Here is a 20,130-nt window from a genome sequence, read left to right as displayed (position 1 = left end):
ATGGTTGCAATAGGCTCTGGGATCGTGACTACGGCGCGACTCTCGGACATCGCGGCGCAGGCGGGGGTCAGTGAAGCCACCGTCAGCCGCGTCCTCAACGGCAAGGCGGGCGTCTCCGCGACCACCCGGCAGACCGTACTGGCCGCCCTCGACGTACTCGGGTACGAGAGGCCGACCCGGCTGCGACAGCGCAGCGCGGGTCTGATCGGCCTGATCATCCCGGAGCTGAACAACCCGATCTTCCCCGCGCTCGCGCAGGTGATCGAGCAGGTGCTCAGCCGGCACGGCTACACGCCGGTGCTGTGCACCCAGACCCCCGGCGGCTCCACCGAGGACGAACTCGTGGAGCTGCTGGTGGAGCGGGGGGTGTCCGGCATCGTGTTCGTCTCCGGACTGCACGCCGACACCACCGCCGACCACGAGCGGTACAACAAGCTGATCGGCCGCCAGGTGCCGTTCGTGATGATCAACGGCTACAGCGAGCGGATCGCCGCGCCGTTCATCTCCCCGGACGACCGCGCCGCGATGTGGATGGCCGTCCAGCACCTGGTCGAGCTCGGCCACACGAAGATCGGCCTCGCGATCGGGCAGCGGCGCTTCGTACCGGTGCTCCGGAAGGTCGAGGGCTTCCGGGCGGCCGTGCAGGAACTGCTCGGCGTGACCGAGGAGGAGGCCGACGGCTGGATCCACCACACGCTGTTCAGCGTGGAGGGCGGGCACGCCGCGGCCGGCGTGCTGCTCGACAAGGGCTGCACGGCGATCGTGTGCGGCAGCGACATGATGGCGCTCGGCGCGATCCGGGCGGCCCGGCAGCGCGGCCTCGCGGTGCCGCAGGACGTCTCGGTGGTCGGGTTCGACGACTCGCCGTTGATAGCGTTCACCGAGCCGCCGCTGACCACGATCCGCCAGCCGGTGGAGGCCATGGCCATCGCGGCCGTGGACGCCCTGCTGGAGGAGGTCGGAGGCAACCCCGCGCAGCGCGCGGAGTTCATGTTCCAGCCGGAGCTCGTGATGCGCGGCTCCACCGGCGCCAGCGTGCGCTGACCCCGCCACCGGGCCGACGGGCCCGAGGCACACCCCTGCGGCCCCGGAGAGCCCTCTCTCCGGGGCCGCGGGCGTTTCCGGGGCAGGGCCCCAGGGGCACGGGGCAACAACTCAGGGGCGCGGGGCAACCGTTCAGGGGCGCGGGAGGTGCCCCACGCGCCCCTGGTGGTCGGCCCGGCGCCCCTGGCGGCTGGCCCCCTGGGCGTGTGCCTCAGCCCTCTTCGACGGTGCGGTGGGGGCGGGCGGTGCGTTCGGCGTCGGCGGCGTCGCCGGTGCGGGCCTCGGTGCGGCGGCTGCGGGCCAGGTAGTCGCGGACGATCAGCTCCACCGCGTCCTGCGGGCTGCCCGCCCCGACGGCCAGCATGACCTCGATCGCCAGATCGGCGTCCAGCGTGACGGTGACCTTCGCTGCCATGGCGGCTCCTCAACTCCGTGGGAGCGTCAGCCTATCCGTGCGGGCAGGCCGAAGCCCCGGGGCGGCGGGAGGCCGCTCCGGGGCTGCGGAGGGGAGAGGAGCGCCCGGGCCGAGGGACCCAGGTACGGCTTCGGGCGCCTGCCCCGGCGTGCGCGACGCCGGGAGGGGTGGTTCAGACCCGGCCTGCGAAGTCCGGGGCCCAGTTGGCGATGGTCTGGACGCGGACGCCGGCGCTCGGGTTGGCGGCCTCGACGTACTTGCCGTCGCCGATGTACATGGCGACGTGGTGCACGCCCGAGTTGGCGCCGTTGTTGGACCAGAACAGCAGGTCGCCCGGCTGCAGGTTGTCCAGCGAGACGCGGGTGGAGTAGTCGGCCTGGTCGGCGGCGACGCGCGGGACGGAGATGCCCGCGGCGCGCAGCGCGGCCTGGGTGAGGCCGGAGCAGTCCCAGCCGCCGTTGCCGGTGCCGCCGTAGATGTAGGCCTGGCCCACCTTGGAGAGCGCGAAGTCGACCGCGGCGGCCTTGGAGCCGGTGGCGGTCTGCGCGGCCGTGGTGGTGCTCGCCTTGACCGCGGTGGTCGCCGGCTTGGCGGCGGCCGGGGCGGCCTGGGCCGGGGTGGAGGACGCCTTGGCCGGGGTGCCCAGCGACAGCTTCTGGCCCGGGTAGATGGTGTGCGGACCGTTCTTCAGGACCGACTTGTTGATCTCGTAGAGCTTCTGCCAGCCGCCCTGGACGTGGTTGTGCTCGGCGATGGTCGACAGCCAGTCGCCGGCCCGCACGGTGTAGGTGGCGCCGTGGCTCCACTGGCCCTGCCAGGACTTCTGGCCCTGCCAGGCCTTGCCGTCCTGCGAGGTGCCGGTGGAAGCGGTCGAGCCGGTGGAGGCGGCCGGCGCGGCCGGGGCGGCCGGCTTGGCGGGGGTGGTGGCCGCCGGGGCCGGGGTGGAGGCGGAGCCGCCGGTGTTGATCTCGGGGGCCGGACCGCCCTTGGTCAGGCCGGCCTTGACGGAGCAGACGGGCCAGGCGCCGGGGCCCTGGACGGCCAGCACCTTCTCGGCGACGGCGATCTGCTGGTCCTTGGTGGCCAGGTCGGCGCGGGAGGCGTAGCTGCCGCCGCCGAAGGAGGTCCAGGTGCTGTTGGTGAACTGGAGGCCGCCGTAGAAGCCGTTGCCGGTGTTGATGTGCCAGTCGCCGGAGGACTCGCACTGGGCGACCTTGTCCCAGGTGGAGACCGAGGCGGCGGAGGCGGTGCCGGCGGCCAGCGACGGGATGCTGAGGCCGATGCCGACGACGCCGGTGGTGGCGAGAATGCGGCGGCCGCGCTTGGAGTTGATGGACAGCATGAAGCAGCGTTCCTCTCCCACGCCTGCGAGGTGAGCTGTCGGATTCGGGCTGGAGTTGCCCGGCCGCGCGCGCAGGATCCGGCGATCCCTCGCCGTTTCCGCGCGTGCGGCTTCACCCCAAGCCGGGGAGCGGTGCTGGACCGCTCCCGGGCGACTTACCTGGTTCCCCCGCCCCTGCCGAAGTGCGTTTCGCATTGCCAGTCGGACCGCCGGCAGGACTCGGCGTTCGGGCCAACTGGGTCCGTGTGACCACGAACGTGGGAGGACATTAGACAGAGTTAAGTTCAAACCGCAAATATGTGTGATGCCGATCACAGTCAATCTTGGTATATTCCATGATCGACCCCTCGATCTTTTCGTGATCGACTTCTGTCGATTTCCGGCAAGGCCCTTCCGGGAAAACCGGCCTGTTCATGCTTCAGGACGGGGGCCGGGCGACGGCCCGGGGAGGGGTCGACCGCTCATGGACCACCACGGGCAGCACCGGGAGGCGGCGTCCGGCGGAGTGCCGCGACGGCCGGCGCCGCACCGCCGGGTCGGCCGGCGCAGGATGCTCGTCTGGCTCGGGATCTCCACCGCCGCGGCCGCGGTCGGCGGCGGCGAGTTGGCCCGCCGCGCGCTCGTCTCGTCGGCCGCGCCCGCGACGGCGGCCACGCCCCTCCCCACGGCCTCCGAGGGGCTCTCTGCCGGGCACACGCGGGCCGCCCCGGCTCCTGTCGACCCCTCGCCCTCCCCGGTCGACCTGACGGGCCGCCGCTGGTCCGACCCGGCGGGCTGGGGCGGTGCGGTCCCCGGGGCGGGGAGTGCCGTCAGGATCGCCGACCGTGTCCTGCTGGACGCCGACGCGTCGATCGGCTCCCTGGTGGTCGAGCCGGGCGGCTCGCTGGTCTTCGCGCCCGGGCGCAGCCTCACGCTCTCCTCCGCGGGCGCCGTGGAGGTCCGCGGCATCCTGACGTTGGCCCCGGCGGACGGCTCCGTGCACACCCTGAGATTTCCGTCCGTTGACGAACGAAGCTTTCGCGGCGGCGGCATGACGGTGGTGGAGGGGGACACCGGGCTCTGGGTGGCCGGCGCCGGCTACCTGCGGCTGGACGGCGCCGCCAAGACCGCCTGGGTCCGTGCCGCCACCGCGCTGCGGGCCGGCGACACCGAGCTGCGGCTGGCCGAGCCGCCCGTCGGCTGGCGGGCGGGCGACGAGCTGGCCGTCACGCCGACCGGACCCCCGAGCGAGGACGAATTCTCCACCCGGTACGATCTGTGCACGATCAGACGGGTCGACGGCATGACCGTCACGCTGACCGCACCCCTGGCACACCCGCACCCGCGGGTGACCGCCGGCGGCGGCGTCGCGGTCGGCGCCGAGGTGCTCAACCTGACCCGCAGCGTCCGGATCGAGGGCACCGCCGGGGGCCGCGCCCACGTCCACCTGGCCAGTTCGCGCCGGGCCGACGTCCGGCACGCCGCACTGCGCTGGCTCGGCCCGCGGCAGCCGGGCAAGGAGACCTGGAACGGCGCCCCGTCACCGAGCCCGTGCTCGGCCGGTACGGCCTGCACTTCCACATGCTCGGCGACACCTCCCGCGGCACCGTCGTCGAGGGCGTCGTGGTCCGCGACAGCGGCAGCCACGCCTTCGTCCCGCACGCCAGCCACGGCATCACCTTCCGCAGCTGCATCAGCCACAACACCTGGGAGGACGCCTACTGGTGGGACGGCCCGCCGGACACCCGCACCCCGCAGGCGCCGTCCGACGACATCACCTACGAGTCCTGCGTTGCCTCCCGCACCGTCCACGAGCCGAACGCCCGCGGCTACCGGCTCACCGGCTTCTCGCTCGGCGCCGGCACCGGCGGCACCGCCCGCGACTGCGTGGCCGTCGGCGTCCAGGGCGCCACCGGCGCCTCGGGCTACGAGTGGCCGGAGACCAGCGAGGGCGTCTGGACCTTCGAGCGCTGCCTGGCCCACAACAACCTCGAGAACGGCGTCTTCGTCTGGCTGAACGCCCGTCACCACCACACCCTGGAACGCTTCGTCGCGTACCACAACGGTGGCTGGGGCATCGAGCACGGCGCCTACCTCAACGACTTCGACTACAACGGCGGCGTGCTGTACGGCAACGGCGCCGGGGGAGTGGCCGTGCACGCGCTCGGCCGGGACAGGGGCACCGTCTTCGACGGCCTGCTGATCGACGCCGCGGGCCAGTCCGACTACGCCGTCGCCACCGCCGAACACCAGCTCGCCGGAGCGACGGTGACGATCGGTCGGAGTCACCTGACGGGCTATCGGAAGGCAGGCGTCGCCTTCCGGGCCACCACGGACGGTGAACCGGACGACATCGCCGTGCTGGACTGCTCCTTCGGCGGCAACGAGGTGTGGCTCGACCCGCAGGCACCCGAACCGGCCCGGATCGTCCTGCGCAAGGCCGGTGAACGGCAGGCCGTGCAGCTGCGGCCGGGCCCGGGCAAGGCCGAGTGGAACGCCGCCGCCGCACCGGCCGCGGTGGACGGGCCGCCCCGGGCGGTCGTCACCCCCGCGATCCGGCTCGCCGACGCGGCGGCAACGACCCGGCGGCTGCCCGTCTGAACCCGCGGCCCGAGGTCCGCGCAACGGAGGGACCCCGAGTCCCGCGGCCCGAGTCCTGCGGCCCCGAGGCAATGCGGCCTGACCCGGGACGCGCGGAGGGGCCCCGACCTGATGCGGTCGGGGCCCCTCGTCGATTCACGGCGTGCGCGGTCGGGAACCGCGCACCGCTCACTGCTCGACGGCAGTCTCCTCGGCCTCGGCCTGAGCGGCGGCCTCGGCGGCGGCCAGCTCCTCCTCGTCGACCGGCCGCGGCGGCAGCGCAGCCAGGTAGGTGGAGGCGATCAGCTGGCCGACGGCCGGGTAGGCGCCCAGCGGCGCGGCGCTCGGGCAGCCGGTCTCCTCGGCGGCGGTGGCCAGCAGCTCGGAGTCCGCCTCCGGGCCGATCACCAGCGGGGCGAGCGCCGGGCGCTCGGAACCGGTCGCCTTGAGGTGGTCGACCGCGGCGGCGACCGAACCCGGGACGTCGAGGGCGGCGGCCACCACCGGCACCGCGAGGCGCGCGGCGAGCAGCACACCGGTGATTCCGGCAGCCGCGGCGGCGTCCTCGCCGCCGGAGACGGTCAGGACCACGCCGTCGGCGGAGGTGGCGATCGCGAACAGGCGGGCGCGGTCGGCGCGGGCCAGACCGGCCTCGGAGAGACGGACGTGCACGGCCTCGGCGAGCAGCGGGTGCGGGCCCAGCGGGTCGGTCACCGGGGAGCCGGCGGCCGCGGCCACCTCGTGCAGCTCCGTCAGGAAGCCGTGCGGACCGGGGAGCAGCGGCACCACGATCGGCGGCGGCGCGCCGTTGCCGGCGGCCATGGCCAGCAGGTCGGAGACGGTCGGGGCGTCCTCGGACTCGGCCGCGAGGTAGCCGGCGGCGATCTCGATGCCCGGCTGCTCGCCGCGCACGATGGAGAGCAGCTCGTCGACGATCGGGCGGGCCTCGGGCCCGGCCGTGGCCGGGACGGCCAGCAGCAGGGCCGGGGAGCCGGCCGGGACCTCGGGGCGCTCGGGACGGCGGTGGCGCCCCCGCGCACGGGAGCCTGGCGTACGGACGGGCAGTGGCGCGCCCGGGATGGCTGCGGTGCTCATGGCGGAGATCGTAGGACATACCGGGGCCCTTACTGCAGTCGACTCCCGTGAGGGGTTGGTGGTGACGGCACAAGGCCGGACAAACACCGGCAAAGCGCTGTGCGCACTGGTGTCCGGGTGCGTGATGCTCCTCACAGTGGCCGATGTGACTGCGCGTAAAGCCCGGCGGCGAGCGTCAAGATCCACGGGATGCAGAGCGGCCCATACGTACGGTGATCGTTTGCCGTGACGTCTGCTCTGGTTTGACCTGGTTTGCCCGGCGCGCGGTGCGGTTGTTCGACGCTACTGATGAGTCAGATGCACGCGCTTTGTCCCGTGCTGATGCACGTGCAGGCCAGCTATCATCACGTCAAGTGAGGCGAACGCCAGGCTCAGGGAGGCAATGATGGGTGACGCGTACAACGGCATGGCGGCTGCGGACCTCGACGGGGTCGTCTGGCAGAAGAGCCGGCACAGCAATTCGCAGGGCAACTGCGTCGAGTTCGCGGCCCTTCCGGGCGGCGAGGTGGCGATGCGCAACTCCCGGTTCCCGGACGGCCCCGCGCTCATCTACACCCGGGCCGAGATAGCCGCACTGCTCCTCGGCGCCAAGGACGGGGAGTTCGACCACCTGGCGACCTGACCGCCCGTCGGCCCGCCGCACCCGGTGGGCCCAGGTGTTCGGGCTTCCCGTTCCGGGGGCCGTCGTGGGGGACGCCGCGGCGGCCCGGCTGCGTGCCCGGCCCCGTGCGGGTCCGACGTCTTCCCGACCTCCCCTTGCTGCCGGGCCTCGGGCGTGCGGGCCGACCGCTCGGCGACGCGGCGTCCGTGGACCGTCTCCCTGCGGTCGCGGTGCCCGCCCGTGCGGTGCGAGGTCGCCGACCGGGTCCCCTCCGCCCGACCCGCCCCTACCCTCCGCCCGCCCCAACCCGGCGTCGCGGCCGCTGCCCGTCCCGTCCGGTCCGGTTCGCGTCCGGTCGGGGCTCGGTGCGGACCGGCTCAGGCCGAGCGGTGCCGACCGGTCCCGACCGCGGGTGCGGCCTCGAACAGCGCCCAGACGACCTTGCCCGCCCCGGCCAGCGGGTGCCAGCCCCAGGACGTGCTGAAGGAATCGACCAGGTGCAGTCCGCGGCCGGACTCCGCCACGAAGTCCGCCTCGCGCGCCACCGGACCCTGACTGCTGGGGTCGCTCACCGCGCACACCACCTGCGGCGCCCGGTGCACCAGGCTGATGCGTATGGGGGTGCGGCCCTCCGGGCCCTGCGGGCGGGCCAGTTGTGCGGGCACCTGCGCCGTCGGGGCGCCGCAGCCGTCGGGCAGCGCGCCCACGGCGTGCCGCAGCGCGTTGGTCACCAACTCCGAGGCGACCAGGGCGACATCGTCGAAGAGCGAGTCGAGTCCCCAGTTCCGCAAGGTGGTCCTGGCGAAGTCGCGGGCCGATCTGACGGCTTCGTAGCGAGGGACGAGGGTACAGCTGACCACGTACGGGTCGGCAGCGATGGCCGTACCGGTGCTCATGAAGAGCTCCTCCCATAAGGGGGCGGACACGGCGGGACCCACCCGGGTCATGCCGGTCACCTCCGACTCGCTCGGCCGCTCGGCCGCCCGCCGGTAAGCCCGCACCCGCACACGAACTCCCGGCCGCACAGGGGCGCGGCCGGGAGGGCATGTGGGGTCGCGCGTTCGGTCGACGCGAAGCCCGCGGAGTTGTCAGGTGCGTGCAAGTGCACGTGCACCATGGTCCTCTGCGCCCACTGCAGATGCAAGAGTCGATTCACGTGCAGTCGCATGTTTGGCATATGCAAGCGCCAGATGCACGTGCAAGATGGAGGATGTGATGCAGAAGTAGTAGATCGTTGCGCCACTACGGGCACCGAGCGCGCCCAACTGATGGCAGACTGTGCGCTGTTTGACCCGAGGTGGAGGTTTCCGACCGCATGACCACAGTTCAGCCCGGCGGGGGCTCGATGGTGCGCCGCATCCTCCTCGGCTCGCAGCTGCGGCGCCTGCGCGAGGGACGGGGCATCACCCGCGAGGACGCCGGCTACACCATCCGCGCCTCCGAGTCGAAGATCAGCCGTATGGAGCTCGGCCGCGTCTCCTTCAAGGAGCGCGACGTCGCCGATCTGCTCAGCCTCTACGGCGTCGACGACGCCACGGAGCGCGAGGCCCTGCTCGGCCTGGTCCGCGAGGCGAACAAGTCCGGTTGGTGGCACAGCTTCAACGACGTCCTGCCCGGCTGGTTCCAGACCTACGTCGGTCTGGAGGAGGCCGCCGCGCTGATCCGCACCTACGAGGTGCAGTTCATCCCCGGCCTGCTGCAGGCGGAGGAGTACGCCCGCGCGGTCTTCGGCCAGAGCCGCCCGGCGATCGGCGCCGAGGAACTGGAGCGCCGGGTCAGCCTCCGGATGCGCCGGCAGACCCTGCTGACGGAGGGTCGGAGCCCGCACCTGTGGGCCGTCATCGACGAGGCCGCGCTGCGCCGCCCGGTCGGCGGCCCGGCCGTGATGCGGGCCCAGGTGCAGCACCTGATCGACATGGCGGACCGGCCCAACGTCACCATCCAGGTCATGCCGTTCCGCTTCGGCGCCCACGCCGGCGAGAGCGGCGCCTTCTCCATCCTGCGGTTCCCCGAGCAGGACCTGGCCGACGTCGTCTACCTGGAGCAGCTCACCAGCGCCCTCTACCTCGACAAGCGCGACGACGTCGACGCCTACATCCAGGTGATGGAGCGGCTCTGCGTCGACAGCCTGACGCCCGATCAGACCGTGGACCTGCTCACCTCGATCCTCAAGGAACGCTGAGCCGGCGAACGCGGCAGAAGGCGGTCGGGCACCCCTCGGGTGCCCGACCGTTCTTTTCCTTTCGGCGACACGCCTAGGACGTGCCGGACGGGCCCGGGTGGGTGACCGGAGCCGGTGACGGGCGCAGGCCGAGCGGGCGGTCGGCGAACGCCCGATCCGCATCGACCTCGTAGCAGAGGTTGGTGCTGGAATCCCCGAGGGTCGTGTCGACGAAGCGCTGGACGTCGCCGACGGACTCCGCCTCCCAGAGGCACGCCACGGCGGAGCCCCCGACATGCGGGTAGAACTGCAGCACCCGGGTGCCGTCCGGCGCTCCGCTGCCGCTCATGAGGGCCCGGCCACGGGAGAATGCGGTCTCCGGGTCGAGGATCGTGTGCTGGACCACGACGTACATGGGGAGTCCTCCTCACTGCCGGCCCTCCCCTTCGGACAGTTCGACGCTAGGTCCGCGGGGGCGGACACCGCGTCGCGCACATTCACCAATCCGGCACCGATCCGGTGCGGGAGGCATGGTCAATCCTGGCCATCCGGCTCAGACCAGGCCGTGCTCCAGCGCGAAGGTGCTCGCCGCCGTGCGGGAGGAGACACCCAGCTTGCCGAAGATGTTCTGCAGGTGCCGGGCGACGGTGTGCTCGCTGATCACCAGGGCGACGGCGATCTGCCGGTTGGTCGCGCCACCGACCACCTCCCGGAGCACCTCGACCTCGCGTGGCGAGAGACCGTAGCCGGCCGGCCCCGTGACCGGGTCCCCACCTGCGCCCGTGCCCGGGTGCGTGCCCGGTCCGCCACGGGCGAGGGAATCCAGACGGGCGACGTCCGGCCCGGCCCCGAGCCCGACGAAGACCGTGCGGGCCGCCTGGAGCTCCAGATCGGAGGTATCCCCGTCGCCGAGCGCACGGCAGGCGAGCGCCACCAGGACACGCGCCCGCGCGGCCTCGTACGGCACTTCGAGCTCCTGCCACCCGCGCCACGCCCGCCGTGCCGCGGCGAGACCGGCGGAGGCGTCGCCCCCGGCCAGTGCCGCGGAGGCGACGCCGTACGCCGCCGCCGCGCGGAGCACGTCGCCATCCCGGCGCTCCGCGACGGCCTCCAGCTGGCGGGCGGCCTCGGCCGCGGCGTCGATGTCGCCGCCGGCCAGCATGATCTCGACGTACGCCGGGAGGAGGGCCGCCCGCTCCAGGTCCCGGGTGTGCTCGGACACGGCGCGGCGGACCGTGGCCGCTGCCGCCTCGTCGTTGCCCTGCGCCAACCGGAGCAGGGAGAACCCGGGCTGTGGCTCGAACCCGCAGCGGTTGGCCTCCCGGTAGGCGGCCTCGGCCTCGGCCGGGCGGCCCTGCAGCCGGTGGATCTCGCCCTGCCGGTAGTGGGCCTGCCCGCAGGCGATCCGGTTCAGCACACCCCGGGTGAAGTGTTCGGCGGCGCGGCGGGCCTCGTCGAGCGCGGCGGTCCAGGCACCGCCGTACTGCATCACCTCGGCCCGGTGCACGAGGCACAGTCCGTTGTGCGCGACCATCTGCGGCTGGCGCTCGCACCACCGGGTCAGGGCGTCCGTCCACTCGCGCAGTCGGCGTAGCTCGTACAGGTCGTGGCAGAAGCTGATGGTGTTGCAGTAGACGATGCCGCTGACGATCGGAGACAGCGCGCCGGACTCGACGACCACGAGCGTCTCGTCCACCAGGCGAAGGCCCTCGTGCACACGGTCGAGGTTCACCAGGGCCCGGGCCTGTTCGTCGCGTGCCAACCACACCAGGTCGGCGTCGCCGAAAGCCTCACCGGCCTCGGTGGCCTCGGCCGCCGTGGCGTGGCCGGCCTGCCAGTCGCCGCCGCCCATCTGGGCCAGCCACACGGGGATCAGGAGGTACCCGCGTTCGACGCAGTCCCGCCCGTCGGCCTTCAGGAGGCGCTCGCCGAGGGAGAACCAACCGCTCGCCCGCGCGCCGTGGCCCCGGAACAGCATGCTGTGGCCGATCCACACCGCACAGCGGACGGCCCGTGGCACGTCACCGGCGTCCAGCCAATCCGCGTGGGCGCGCTCCAGCCGGGCCACGTAGTCCTCGTCGAGCCCGAGCATGTAGGCGGACCTGGCCAGCAGCTCCAGGTCGTCGGCGCCCACCGGTGCGGCCCCGTCGGCGGCGCTGAGGCTCTCGAAGGCCTCGCGCCAGGCCCCGGCGGCGTAACACGCACGGCCCCGGACGAGATCGCGGCTGGTGTCCACGAGCCGATTATCGACCCGCCGAACGAGGCCGACAGCCCCGGGCCCGCCCGGACGTGCGCGCCCGAGGGCAGGCCGTCACGCCCGGGTCGAGATCCCCCCGCGGACGGATGCCTGGGCGCGCTCGGGCGCCTCGGGCTGCGGCGGCACCCCCAGCTCCCAGGCGAGCCCGTACCTCGCGAACAGGTCGGCCCGGATCGGGGCCAGCGGCGTCGACGCCCCCGGCAGCAGCACCCCGATGCAGCCGCCCATCAACGCGCTGCGCAGCACCGCGTGCTCGGCGACCGGATCCGGGGCGCCCCAGTCCTTCAGCAGCCCCCGCAGGATCGCGCCCAACTGCCGCTGCTCCGGATCCTGCACGAAGGCGCCGACGTCCGGATCGAGGATCAGCGCCAGATGTGCGCGCATCACCCGCGGATGGTCCATGGCGAGACCGAGGACGACGTCGATGGCCCGTGCCAGCCGTGCCTCAGGCGGGGAACCCTCCGGCATCGCCGCCAGTGCCGCGCCCAGCTCCAGGTGCATCAGGCGGTGGGTGGCGGACTGCATCAGCAGCCGTTTGCCGTCGAAGTAGTAGGAGACCAGGCCGCGGGCGAGCCCTGCATGCTCCGCTATGTCACTGAGCGTCGTCCCTGCGTATCCGTGCTGGTCGACGAGCTCGACGGTGGCGCGCATGATTCGGCGGCGGGATCGCCGGCGCATCTCCTCATTGACCGATTCCCCGCGAGGTGCCATCGTGTCTGCTCCGAACGTTGACTGGCTCCGGGCCAATATACTGGCCGAGCCCGTCGCGGCGCGGCCGTATGCCCGGGCCCGGACGGCCTCGGCGGCAGCGCACGCAGCAGCGCCGGCTCCACCAACACGGGGGTTTGGTGGAGCCGGCGCTGCTGCGTTCCCGGACCTGGACGGATGTCGATCCCGGCCGGTCGGGCGTCAGCGGTCGGGCGTCAGCGGTCGGCGAGCACCCTGCCCTCGGCGTCCTCCCCCTCGTCGGAGCCTCCGGCCGTGGCCGGCCCGGCAGCCGCCCGGGCGATGGGCGCGGATGCGGACTCGGCCGCGACGGGCGCTGCCGTGCGGCGGCGCTCCAGGGCCCAGCCCACCAGGGTCACCACCAGGGCGCCCAGCGAGACCGCCGTCACCAGCAGCAGCGCGGGCCGGTAGCCGGCCAGCTGGGCCTGCGGGCTCAGGCCGCCGTCGCTGCCCGCCGTGATCACGGCCGTGGCCACGGCCAGCACGATCGCGCTGCCCACCTGGAAGGCCGTGTTGACCAGGCCGGAGGCCAGCCCCTGCTCCTCGTCGTCGACGCCGTTGGTGGCGGCGATGTTGACGGAGGGGAAGGCCAGGGCGAAGCCGATGCCGAGCAGCACCATGCTGGGCAGCACCAGGCCGAGGAAACCGGAGTGCTCGTCCAGGCGCAGGAACAGCGCGTAGCCCGCGGTCAGGAAGCCGATGCCGAGCGGCAGCAGGCGGGCCGTGCCGAACCGGTCGACCACCGCCCCCATCTTCGTGGCCGACAGTGCGACCAGCGCACCGGCCGGGAGGAAGGCCAGGGCCATCTCCAGCGCGGACCAGCCGAGCAGCCGCTGCAGGTAGAGGGTGGCGATGAACTGGAAGCCGGCGTACGAGCCGAACACCGCCAGCGCCGCGACGTCGGCCCGGCTCACCCCGCCGTTGCGGAAGATCCCCAGCCGGACCAGCGGGTGGGCGGCCCGGGACTCGATCAGCAGGAAGAGCGCCATCAGCACGGCGACCGCGGCGAGCGAGCCGATGGTGCGGGCGCTCGCCCAGCCGGCGTTCTGCGCCTCGGTGACGGTGAAGACGAGCAGCAGCAGCGAGCCGGTGCCGGTGATCGCGCCGGCCGCGTCGTACCCGGCGGTGCCGCGGGCCGGGGCGGGCTGACGGGGGAGCAGCCGGACGGCCGCGCCCAGGGCCACCAGTGCGACCGGCACCGGCATCAGGAACGTCCAGCGCCAGCCGGCCGAGGTGAGCAGGCCGCTGAGCACCAGGCCGAGCGAGAAGCCGCTGGCGCCGCAGGTGGTGTAGATGGAGAGCGCCCGGTTGCGTGCCGGGCCCTCCGCGAACGTCGTGGTGATGATCGACAGGCCGGCGGGGGCGGTGAAGGCGGCGCTCACGCCCTTGAGGAACCGGGCGGCTATCAGCAGGCCGCCGTCGTCCACCAGGCCGCCGAGCAGCGAGGCGGCGGCGAAGACGGCGAGGGCGGCCAGGAAGACGCGCCGCCGCCCGAGCAGGTCGGCGGCGCGCCCGCCGAGCAGCAGCAGCCCGCCGTAGCCGAGCACGTAGCCGCTCACCACCCACTGCAGGGCGGAGGTGGACAGGTGGAGGTCGGTACCGATGGAGGGCAGGGCCACGCCCACCATCGAGACGTCGAGGGCATCGAGGAAGAGGGCGGCGCAGAGGACGACGAGGGTGCCCCACAGGCGTGGACTCCAGGCCCCGGTCGTCGACGGGTCGTCAGATGCGGTCGTCATGGCCACGAGACTACATGCACGTGCATCCAGTGCAAGTGAATTTAATGCGCCTGCAATAGATGTGCGGACACGTGGTATCCTGGCCGGGTGGCTGAACCGGATCTCGCCCCAGAGTCCGCCCTCGTGTTCGAGTGGCGGGACGTCCTCGCGCGTCACGCCGCCGTCTCCTGCGCGCTCGACCGCACGCTGGGCGAGCAGTTCGGCCTCGGCATGAGCGAGTTCGAGGTGCTGGAGCGCCTCTGGGAGGACGAGCTGCGGGTCGGCCCCGGCAAGCTCCGGGTCCAGGAGATAGCGCAGACGGTCCACCTCAGCCAGAGCGCGCTGTCCCGGCTGATCGGCCGGCTGGAGAAGGACGGCCTGGTCGCCCGGGTCATGTGCGAGCTCGACCGGCGCGGGATCTTCGTGGCGCTCACCGACGAGGGTCGCGCCCGGTACCAGGAGGCCCAGCCGATCCACCGTGAGGTGCTCGCCCGCACCCTCGGCTGAATCCCCGACTGATCCCCGGCCGGTCTCCCGGCTGGTCCCCCCGTGGTCGGGGGCCCTCGTCAGAGCAGCGTGCCCAGCCCGGGTGCCATCGCCAGCAGCACCACCGCGGCGGGCGCGGCCAGCGCCGCCAGCGTCAGCCGCAGCCGGTGGTGCACCGGCAGCCGCGGCTCGCCCGCCAGCAGCCGGTCCACCCGGCGCGGTGCCTGGGCGAGCTGCTTCGGCGGGCACGAGCCGAACACCCCGCGTCCGGCGTTGATCTCCACCAGTGCGAGCGCCGTGGTGATCCGCCCGTGCCGACGGGCGGCCCGGTCGTCCGCAGCCAGTTCCACCAGCTCGCCGACCTGGTCCCGGAAGGCGCTGAACACGCCCACCCCGGGGAAACCGGTCGCCAGCGCCTCGGCGCACTGCGCGAGCCAGTGGTGCCGCGCGCGGACGTGGCTGCGCTCGTGGCTCAGCACCGCCGCCAGCTCACGGTCGGTCAACTGCTGCAGCGCCCCGGTGGTCACCACCAGCCGGGCCTCCGGGCCGGGCAGCGACCAGGCCTCCGGGCGGAGGTTCTCGAGCACCACCAGGCGCTCACCGCCGCGCCGCTCGGCCGCCGACTCGCCCGGCAACTGCGGTGCTCGGTCGTCCAGTTGGGCGTGGCGCGCCCCGCGCAGCGCGCGGGCCGCGCGCACCTCACGGGTCAGCGACACCGCGGTCTGCACCCCGCCCAGGGCCAGCAGAGCCGCCGTCAGCCGGCCCCAGCCCTCGGCGCCCGCGAGGCCGTAGGCCTCCTCGACGCCCGAGGGCGCACCCGTGAACACCGCCACGCGCAGCGCAGGCAGCGCGGCGGCACAGGCCAACAACAAGGAGAGCACACAGCACAGCAGCACGGCCACCACGAGGGACTGCCAGGCGAGCAGCGCCAGCACGGGTTCTCGCTCGGGCCAGCGGGCCCGGCCCAGCAGGCCCGGCGCCACGGTGGCGAGCAGCAGTCCGAGCAGCAGCAGGCTCAGCAGGGCCGTCATGGCAGGGGCTCCCCCGAGGAGCGATCAGGAGCGCGACAGTGCGCTGCCCCCAACCTATGCTCCGTCGCGCCCCGGTGGAACGGCTTCCGCGGACAGGTGACCAACGACACCCCGTCAACATTGCGGAAGCCGTCAGAGCGTCAGGAGCATGGCGAACATCCCGATGCCCATCGCCACCCGGCAGGCCCGCACGGTGCCGCCCTCCATCCCGGTCGCGCCTCCCGCGGCCCCGGGCACGGACAGCAGCCGACTGCCCGCCCACAGCGTGTACCCGCCGAAGTAGAGGAGCAGCAAGCCGGTCAGTGCCGGCAGCCCCATCGGCGTGCCGGTCGCTCCGGGGACGCCCGGCGCCGCGTGGTGCAGGTGGGCGGGGGCGGCCGGCGAGGTGGCCATGGCCAGCGCCATGTACGCCATCGCGAGCGCCCCGACCCCGTGGTGCAGGCGGTGGACGCGCCCCGCGCGCCCCGCGACCGCCCCCAGCACCAGGGCGCCTCCCAGCACGGTGAAGAGCCAGCCCCAGACCGCGCCGGGCAACACGGCCATCCCGGCCATGCCGACCGCCATCGCGGCCTCGGCGGCGTCCGCCTCGCGGTGCGCCCCCGCACAGCCCGGGCGGCGCAGGCGCAGCGCGCACAGCGCGGCCGAGCCGGCGGCCAGTCCCGCCAGCATCCATGTGACGACGGCCGGACCGTGCACGGCGCCCCTCCCGACCGGTGCCAGCGGACAGTACGTCCACGATCACCGATCCGGGCGGCGGGCAGCAGGGCGCGCAGGGGGGCGCACGGGAGTGCCCGGCCGATCGGGGCCCGGACCGCACCCCGACGGGCGCCGCCGCTTCCCGGTGGCGGGGCCGCGGCGGGCGCGGGATGGTCGGGATGCGGCGGCCTCCGACCCACTCCGGACCGCCCCCGCGGGACGCCCCGGAGAGCCGGATCTCCCGCCGTGAGCCCCATACGCCGCAGGATTGCCCGATAGACCCCCCCTTGAACAGAAGAACCTTTCGTATCTATGGTGGGTACGTCGCAATACCTCCTGTCGAAGTGAGTCTCCGATGCAGAATCTTTCGCCGACGCTCGCCGTGGCTGGCGATGCTTCCGCCTCTCCGGCCGGCCACCCCGCCTGGCTCCGTCTGAAGGACGCGGTGGAGTCCCTCCGCCCGCTGCAGTCGAAGGACGGCTCCATCGACCTGTCCGCCGTCCAGCGCGGCACGGTCGACCCCCTGGTCGAGACCGTGCTCACCTCGGTGCAGGAGCTCGCCCCGCTCTTCCCGCAGGACGCCGCGTACCTCGCCGCCGTCCAGGACGACCTGCGCAAGTGGGCCGACACCGGCTACCGCGAGCCCGACTTCCTCGACTCGCTGCTCGCCTTCCACCCCGCCGAGCAGCGCACCGACGGCCTGGACCACCTCGTGGTCTTCCCGATGTACACCCAGAACGGCAACCCGAACCGCAACCTCGAGGCCGTCCTGCTCAAGGTCGTCTGGCCGGACTGGCTGGCCGAGCTGGAGCGCGAGCGCTTCGACAACCCGATGTTCGTGCCGATCACCTTCACCGACTTCACGGCCGGCTACGACACCAACTCCGCCGTGCTCTTCCCGGAGACCGTGGCCGTCCGACAGGCGCCGGAACGTTTCACCTGGGGCGGCATCTTCTGCGACCGCGAGGCGGCCCGCTTCCGCGCCGTCTCCACCAGCGCCGTCGAGCTGCTCGGCCTGGAGATCCCCGAGGACGCCACCGGCCTCCTCAAGGACCAGGAGCGCGCCCAGCAGACCTTCGTGCTGTGGGACCTCATCCACGACCGCACCCACAGCCACGGCGACCTGCCGTTCGACCCCTTCATGATCAAGCAGCGCAGCCCGTTCTGGATGTACGGCCTGGAGGAGCTCCGCTGCGACCTCACCGCCTTCAAGGAGGCCGTGAAGCTGCAGGCCGAGGGCTACGCCCAGGGCCGCGACGTCCAGTACGCGATCCTCTTCGACCGCATGTTCCGCTTCCCGGTCAGCGGCGACCGCGTCCGCAACTACGACGGCATGGGCGGCCAGCTGCTCTTCGCCTACCTGCACAAGCACGACGCGCTGCGCTGGCGCGACAACCGCCTCTCCATCGACTGGGACCGCGTCGCCGAGGTGACCAACCAGCTCTGCGGCGAGATCGAGACCCTCTACCGCGACGGCATCGACCGCCCGAAGACGGCCCACTGGATCGCCGCCTACGAGCTCGTCTCCCGCTACCTCACTCCGCACCCCGCCTCCACCTGGGCCAAGGGCACCGAGGCGCTCCCGCTCGACATCACCGACGGCAAGGCCCTCAACAAGGCGCTCTGCGACGCGGTCAAGCCGGACGAGTTCCCCCTCAGCATGTTCTACGAGGCCCTCTCCAAGAAGCTGAGCGGCGTCATCGCCGCCACCACCGGCATCACCGGCACCGGTGTCCAGGGGGTCGCCGCGTGAGCGCCCGTCTCGACGACAAGGTGATCGCGGTCGCCGGGGCCAGCGGCCCCGCCGGCCAGGCCACCATGCGGCGCCTCGCCGCCGCCGGCGCCACCGTCATCGGCGCCGACATCGACCAGCAGCGCCTCGACAAGGCCCTCGACAGCGTGCGCACCACCGTGCCCGGCGCGAAGGTCAGCGGCCAGGTCATCGACCTGCTCGACCCGCAGGAGGTCCACGACTGGGCCGACCACCTGGAGGCCGAGCACGGCCACGTCGACGGCCTGCTCCACCTGGTCGGCGGCTGGCGCGGCAGCAAGACCTTCTTCGACTCCCGGATCGACGACTGGGACTTCCTGCACGACACGGTGGTGCGGACCCTGCAGCACACCTCGCTGGCCTTCCAGCCCGCGCTGGTCCGCAGCGGCGGCCGCTACGCCATGGTCTCCGCGGCCGCGGCCCACAAGCCGACCGCCGGTGGCGCGGCGTACGCCGCCGCGAAGGCGGCCACCGAGGCCTGGACGCTCGCCATGGCGGACTCCTTCGTGAAGGAGACCACCGCCGGGGACGGAACGCCCACCGCCGCGGCTGCCATCCTGGTGATCAAGGCCCTGGTCTCTCCCGAGATGCGTGCCGAGAAGCCGGACGCCAAGTTCGCCGGCTTCACCGACACCGCCGACCTGGCCGAGACCCTGGCGGGCCTCTGGGACCGCCCCGCAGCAGAACTGAACGGACAGCACCTGTGGCTGACAGCCCGATGACCATCGGCACCGACGACACCCGCACCGACGCGGTGCGGCACCACGACACCACCGTGCGCGGATTCGCCAGCGACAACTACGCAGGCATCCACCCGGAGGTCCTCGCGGCGATCGCCCTCGCCAACGGCGGCCACCAGGTCGCCTACGGCGAGGACGACTACACCGCCCACCTGCAGCAGGTCTTCCGCCGCCACTTCGGCGACCGGGCCGAGGCGTACCCCGTCTTCAACGGCACCGGCGCCAACGTGGTCGCCCTGCAGTCCCTGCTGCCGCGCTGGGGCGCCGTGGTCGCCGCCGAGTCCGCGCACATCAACGTGGACGAGTGCGGTGCGCCGGAGAAGATCGCCGGGATCAAGATCCTCACCGTCCCCACCCCGGACGGCAAGCTCACCCCCGAGCTGATCGACCAGCAGGCCTGGGGCTGGGACGACGAGCACCGCGCCCAGCCGCTGGCCGTCTCGCTGACCCAGAGCACCGAGCTCGGCACCGTGTACACGGTCGACGAGGTCAAGGCCATCTGCGACCACGCCCACGAGCACGGCATGCTCGTGCACATGGACGGCTCGCGGCTCGCCAACGCCGCCGCCACCCTGGGCGTGCCGTTCCGGGACTTCACCACCGACGCCGGTGTGGACGTGCTGTCCTACGGCGGCACCAAGAACGGCCTGATGCTGGGCGAGGTCGTCGTCGTGCTCAACCCCGAGCGCGTCCGCAACCTGAAGTTCCTGCGCAAGATGTCGATGCAGCTCGCCTCGAAGATGCGCTTCGTCTCGGTGCAGTTCGAGGCGCTGCTGGCCGGAGACCTGTACCTGCGCAACGCCGGCCACGCCAACGCGATGGCGAAGCGCCTGGAGCAGGCCGTCACCGGCATCGAGGGCGTGACGGTCGTCCGCCCGGTCCAGGCGAACGCGGTCTTCGCGATCCTCCCGCGGGAGGTCAGCGAGCGGCTGCAGAAGCGCTACCGCTTCTACTTCTGGAACGAGCACACCGGCGAGGTCCGCTGGATGGCGTCCTTCGACACCAGCGAGGCCGACATCGACGCGTTCGCCGCGGCGATCGCCGAGGAGATGGGCCGGGTCTGACCCGACAGCCTGTCCGGTACAGCAGTACGGCTCCGGCGCGGAGACTCCGCGCCGGAGCCGTTTTGCATCTTCCGGCGTATCGGCGTAGTGTTCACTGGTCGCTCGGCAGGGAGCACCGGACACGCATCTGCGCGGACGGTCCCGGAGCGGCCAATCCCTTGAAACACCACTTCCAGATCCTCATCGGGTCGCGTCTTGTCGCGTCCCGGTGCGAATTCGGCGTGCGTGTTTATAGGAATTGCACTTCGGGCCGGCGCCGGATTCGCTTTTCGGAGCGGGGATCGGCTAGGGTTTGAAACGTCGGACGGGCCGTCAGGCCGGTTCCGACCAGGCAGTGAAGAAAGCGCGTCGGTGAAGAGCACAGGCTCGGATCTGATAAGCTGGAAACACGGAAGAGCGAAACGCCCGGAGGGTCCGCTGGAAG

At 72.8% G+C, this 20,130-nt stretch carries 18 protein-coding genes and 1 riboswitch; of the genes, 8 read left to right on the top strand and 10 right to left on the bottom strand.

The genetic code is table 11. The annotated features are described in order from the left end of the window. Nucleotides 1-1,044, top strand: a complete 1,044-nt coding sequence (locus tag AB0442_RS29025) for a LacI family DNA-binding transcriptional regulator (protein ID WP_344621856.1) — start codon at nucleotides 1-3, stop codon at nucleotides 1,042-1,044. Nucleotides 1,045-1,255: 211 nt separating this feature from the next. Here the strand turns inward: AB0442_RS29025 and AB0442_RS29020 are convergent, their stop codons facing one another. Both AB0442_RS29020 and AB0442_RS29015 read right to left on the bottom strand, forming a co-directional pair. Then, nucleotides 1,256-1,459 (bottom strand): hypothetical protein, encoded by a 204-nt coding sequence (locus AB0442_RS29020; RefSeq protein ID WP_366166504.1) that lies wholly within the window; start codon nucleotides 1,457-1,459, stop codon nucleotides 1,256-1,258. Nucleotides 1,460-1,631: 172 nt separating this feature from the next. After that, nucleotides 1,632-2,801 (bottom strand): transglycosylase family protein, encoded by a 1,170-nt coding sequence (locus tag AB0442_RS29015; RefSeq protein ID WP_366166502.1) that lies wholly within the window; start codon nucleotides 2,799-2,801, stop codon nucleotides 1,632-1,634. A gap of 5 nt (nucleotides 2,802-2,806) precedes the next feature. Further along, nucleotides 2,807-3,005, bottom strand: a riboswitch (cyclic di-AMP (ydaO/yuaA leader). Between the two features lie 1,326 nt (nucleotides 3,006-4,331). Between AB0442_RS29015 and AB0442_RS29010 the strand changes: the two genes are divergently transcribed. Beyond that, nucleotides 4,332-5,381: a hypothetical protein gene (locus AB0442_RS29010; RefSeq protein WP_366166501.1), complete on the top strand. Its 1,050-nt coding sequence runs from the start codon at nucleotides 4,332-4,334 to the stop codon at nucleotides 5,379-5,381. A gap of 168 nt (nucleotides 5,382-5,549) precedes the next feature. On the opposite strand, the gene AB0442_RS29005 is transcribed toward AB0442_RS29010, so the two are convergent. Then, complete coding sequence (locus AB0442_RS29005) at nucleotides 5,550-6,455, bottom strand: hypothetical protein (RefSeq protein WP_366166500.1); 906 nt, start codon at nucleotides 6,453-6,455, stop codon at nucleotides 5,550-5,552. Between the two features lie 385 nt (nucleotides 6,456-6,840). Here AB0442_RS29005 and AB0442_RS29000 point away from each other — a divergent pair, with 385 nt between their 5' ends. Further along, nucleotides 6,841-7,077, top strand: coding sequence for a DUF397 domain-containing protein (locus tag AB0442_RS29000; protein ID WP_366166498.1), 237 nt, complete (start codon nucleotides 6,841-6,843; stop codon nucleotides 7,075-7,077). 356 nt (nucleotides 7,078-7,433) lie between these two features. Here the strand turns inward: AB0442_RS29000 and AB0442_RS28995 are convergent, their stop codons facing one another. Further along, on the bottom strand, nucleotides 7,434-7,952 hold the full coding sequence (locus AB0442_RS28995; RefSeq protein ID WP_366166496.1) for an ATP-binding protein: 519 nt from the start codon (nucleotides 7,950-7,952) through the stop codon (nucleotides 7,434-7,436). A 419-nt stretch (nucleotides 7,953-8,371) separates the two neighbouring features. On the opposite strand from AB0442_RS28995, the gene AB0442_RS28990 reads away from it, so the two are divergent. Further along, nucleotides 8,372-9,238 carry a helix-turn-helix transcriptional regulator gene (locus AB0442_RS28990; protein WP_359984566.1) on the top strand — a complete coding sequence of 289 codons (867 nt, stop codon included), beginning with the start codon at nucleotides 8,372-8,374 and terminating at the stop codon, nucleotides 9,236-9,238. A gap of 73 nt (nucleotides 9,239-9,311) precedes the next feature. On the opposite strand, the gene AB0442_RS28985 is transcribed toward AB0442_RS28990, so the two are convergent. From AB0442_RS28985 to AB0442_RS28970, 4 genes are all read right to left on the bottom strand, one after another. After that, a complete protein-coding gene (locus AB0442_RS28985; protein ID WP_366166494.1) occupies nucleotides 9,312-9,632 on the bottom strand; it encodes a hypothetical protein in 321 nt (106 codons plus the stop codon). 138 nt (nucleotides 9,633-9,770) lie between these two features. Beyond that, the gene (locus tag AB0442_RS28980; protein WP_366166492.1) at nucleotides 9,771-11,453 is read right to left on the bottom strand and encodes a LuxR C-terminal-related transcriptional regulator; all 1,683 of its coding nucleotides are present in this window, start codon (nucleotides 11,451-11,453) and stop codon (nucleotides 9,771-9,773) included. A 75-nt stretch (nucleotides 11,454-11,528) separates the two neighbouring features. Next, nucleotides 11,529-12,125 (bottom strand): helix-turn-helix domain-containing protein, encoded by a 597-nt coding sequence (locus AB0442_RS28975; RefSeq protein ID WP_366166490.1) that lies wholly within the window; start codon nucleotides 12,123-12,125, stop codon nucleotides 11,529-11,531. Nucleotides 12,126-12,397: 272 nt separating this feature from the next. Beyond that, the gene (locus AB0442_RS28970; RefSeq protein WP_366166488.1) at nucleotides 12,398-13,939 is read right to left on the bottom strand and encodes an MFS transporter; all 1,542 of its coding nucleotides are present in this window, start codon (nucleotides 13,937-13,939) and stop codon (nucleotides 12,398-12,400) included. An 87-nt stretch (nucleotides 13,940-14,026) separates the two neighbouring features. Between AB0442_RS28970 and AB0442_RS28965 the strand changes: the two genes are divergently transcribed. After that, nucleotides 14,027-14,425, top strand: coding sequence for a MarR family transcriptional regulator (locus AB0442_RS28965; protein ID WP_344621869.1), 399 nt, complete (start codon nucleotides 14,027-14,029; stop codon nucleotides 14,423-14,425). A 59-nt stretch (nucleotides 14,426-14,484) separates the two neighbouring features. Here AB0442_RS28965 and AB0442_RS28960 read toward each other — a convergent pair whose 3' ends face one another. Together AB0442_RS28960 and AB0442_RS28955 are read right to left on the bottom strand one after the other, a co-directional pair. Further along, entirely contained in the window at nucleotides 14,485-15,435 is a 951-nt protein-coding gene (locus AB0442_RS28960; RefSeq protein ID WP_366166487.1) for a M56 family metallopeptidase, read from the bottom strand. A gap of 132 nt (nucleotides 15,436-15,567) precedes the next feature. Beyond that, a complete protein-coding gene (locus AB0442_RS28955; protein WP_366166485.1) occupies nucleotides 15,568-16,104 on the bottom strand; it encodes a DUF5134 domain-containing protein in 537 nt (178 codons plus the stop codon). A 382-nt stretch (nucleotides 16,105-16,486) separates the two neighbouring features. Here AB0442_RS28955 and AB0442_RS28950 point away from each other — a divergent pair, with 382 nt between their 5' ends. From AB0442_RS28950 to AB0442_RS28940, 3 genes are read left to right on the top strand one after another with little or no spacing between them, the layout of a single operon-like run. After that, complete coding sequence (locus AB0442_RS28950; protein WP_363547704.1) at nucleotides 16,487-17,884, top strand: DUF6421 family protein; 1,398 nt, start codon at nucleotides 16,487-16,489, stop codon at nucleotides 17,882-17,884. Then, nucleotides 17,881-18,624: an SDR family NAD(P)-dependent oxidoreductase gene (locus AB0442_RS28945; RefSeq protein WP_030272023.1), complete on the top strand. Its 744-nt coding sequence runs from the start codon at nucleotides 17,881-17,883 to the stop codon at nucleotides 18,622-18,624. The genes AB0442_RS28950 and AB0442_RS28945 overlap by 4 nt, the downstream gene beginning before the upstream one ends. Next, complete coding sequence (locus AB0442_RS28940; RefSeq protein ID WP_363547808.1) at nucleotides 18,621-19,706, top strand: low specificity L-threonine aldolase; 1,086 nt, start codon at nucleotides 18,621-18,623, stop codon at nucleotides 19,704-19,706. Before AB0442_RS28945 ends, AB0442_RS28940 begins: the two co-directional genes overlap by 4 nt. Nucleotides 19,707-20,130 lie beyond the last annotated feature (424 nt).

Source organism: Kitasatospora sp. NPDC085895, assembly GCF_040702125.1.
Lineage (GTDB): Bacteria > Actinomycetota > Actinomycetes > Streptomycetales > Streptomycetaceae > Kitasatospora > Kitasatospora arboriphila.
The sequence above is the reverse complement of the archived record's forward strand: the minus strand, read 5'-3'. Positions and strand labels throughout refer to the sequence as shown.

Excerpts from the sequence above, each read along its gene's own strand:
- AB0442_RS29025 (WP_344621856.1), top strand. The coding sequence starts at position 1 with ATGGTTGCAATAGGCTCTGGGATCGTGACTACGGCGCGACTCTCGGAC.
- AB0442_RS29020 (WP_366166504.1), bottom strand. The coding sequence starts at position 1,459 with ATGGCAGCGAAGGTCACCGTCACGCTGGACGCCGATCTGGCGATCGAG.
- AB0442_RS29015 (WP_366166502.1), bottom strand. The coding sequence starts at position 2,801 with ATGCTGTCCATCAACTCCAAGCGCGGCCGCCGCATTCTCGCCACCACC.
- AB0442_RS29005 (WP_366166500.1), bottom strand. The coding sequence starts at position 6,455 with ATGAGCACCGCAGCCATCCCGGGCGCGCCACTGCCCGTCCGTACGCCA.
- AB0442_RS29000 (WP_366166498.1), top strand. The coding sequence starts at position 6,841 with ATGGGTGACGCGTACAACGGCATGGCGGCTGCGGACCTCGACGGGGTC.
- AB0442_RS28995 (WP_366166496.1), bottom strand. The coding sequence starts at position 7,952 with ATGAGCACCGGTACGGCCATCGCTGCCGACCCGTACGTGGTCAGCTGT.
- AB0442_RS28990 (WP_359984566.1), top strand. The coding sequence starts at position 8,372 with ATGACCACAGTTCAGCCCGGCGGGGGCTCGATGGTGCGCCGCATCCTC.
- AB0442_RS28985 (WP_366166494.1), bottom strand. The coding sequence starts at position 9,632 with ATGTACGTCGTGGTCCAGCACACGATCCTCGACCCGGAGACCGCATTC.
- AB0442_RS28975 (WP_366166490.1), bottom strand. The coding sequence starts at position 12,125 with ATGCGCGCCACCGTCGAGCTCGTCGACCAGCACGGATACGCAGGGACG.
- AB0442_RS28970 (WP_366166488.1), bottom strand. The coding sequence starts at position 13,939 with ATGACGACCGCATCTGACGACCCGTCGACGACCGGGGCCTGGAGTCCA.
- AB0442_RS28960 (WP_366166487.1), bottom strand. The coding sequence starts at position 15,435 with ATGACGGCCCTGCTGAGCCTGCTGCTGCTCGGACTGCTGCTCGCCACC.
- AB0442_RS28955 (WP_366166485.1), bottom strand. The coding sequence starts at position 16,104 with ATGCTGGCGGGACTGGCCGCCGGCTCGGCCGCGCTGTGCGCGCTGCGC.
- AB0442_RS28950 (WP_363547704.1), top strand. The coding sequence starts at position 16,487 with ATGCAGAATCTTTCGCCGACGCTCGCCGTGGCTGGCGATGCTTCCGCC.
- AB0442_RS28940 (WP_363547808.1), top strand. The coding sequence starts at position 18,621 with ATGACCATCGGCACCGACGACACCCGCACCGACGCGGTGCGGCACCAC.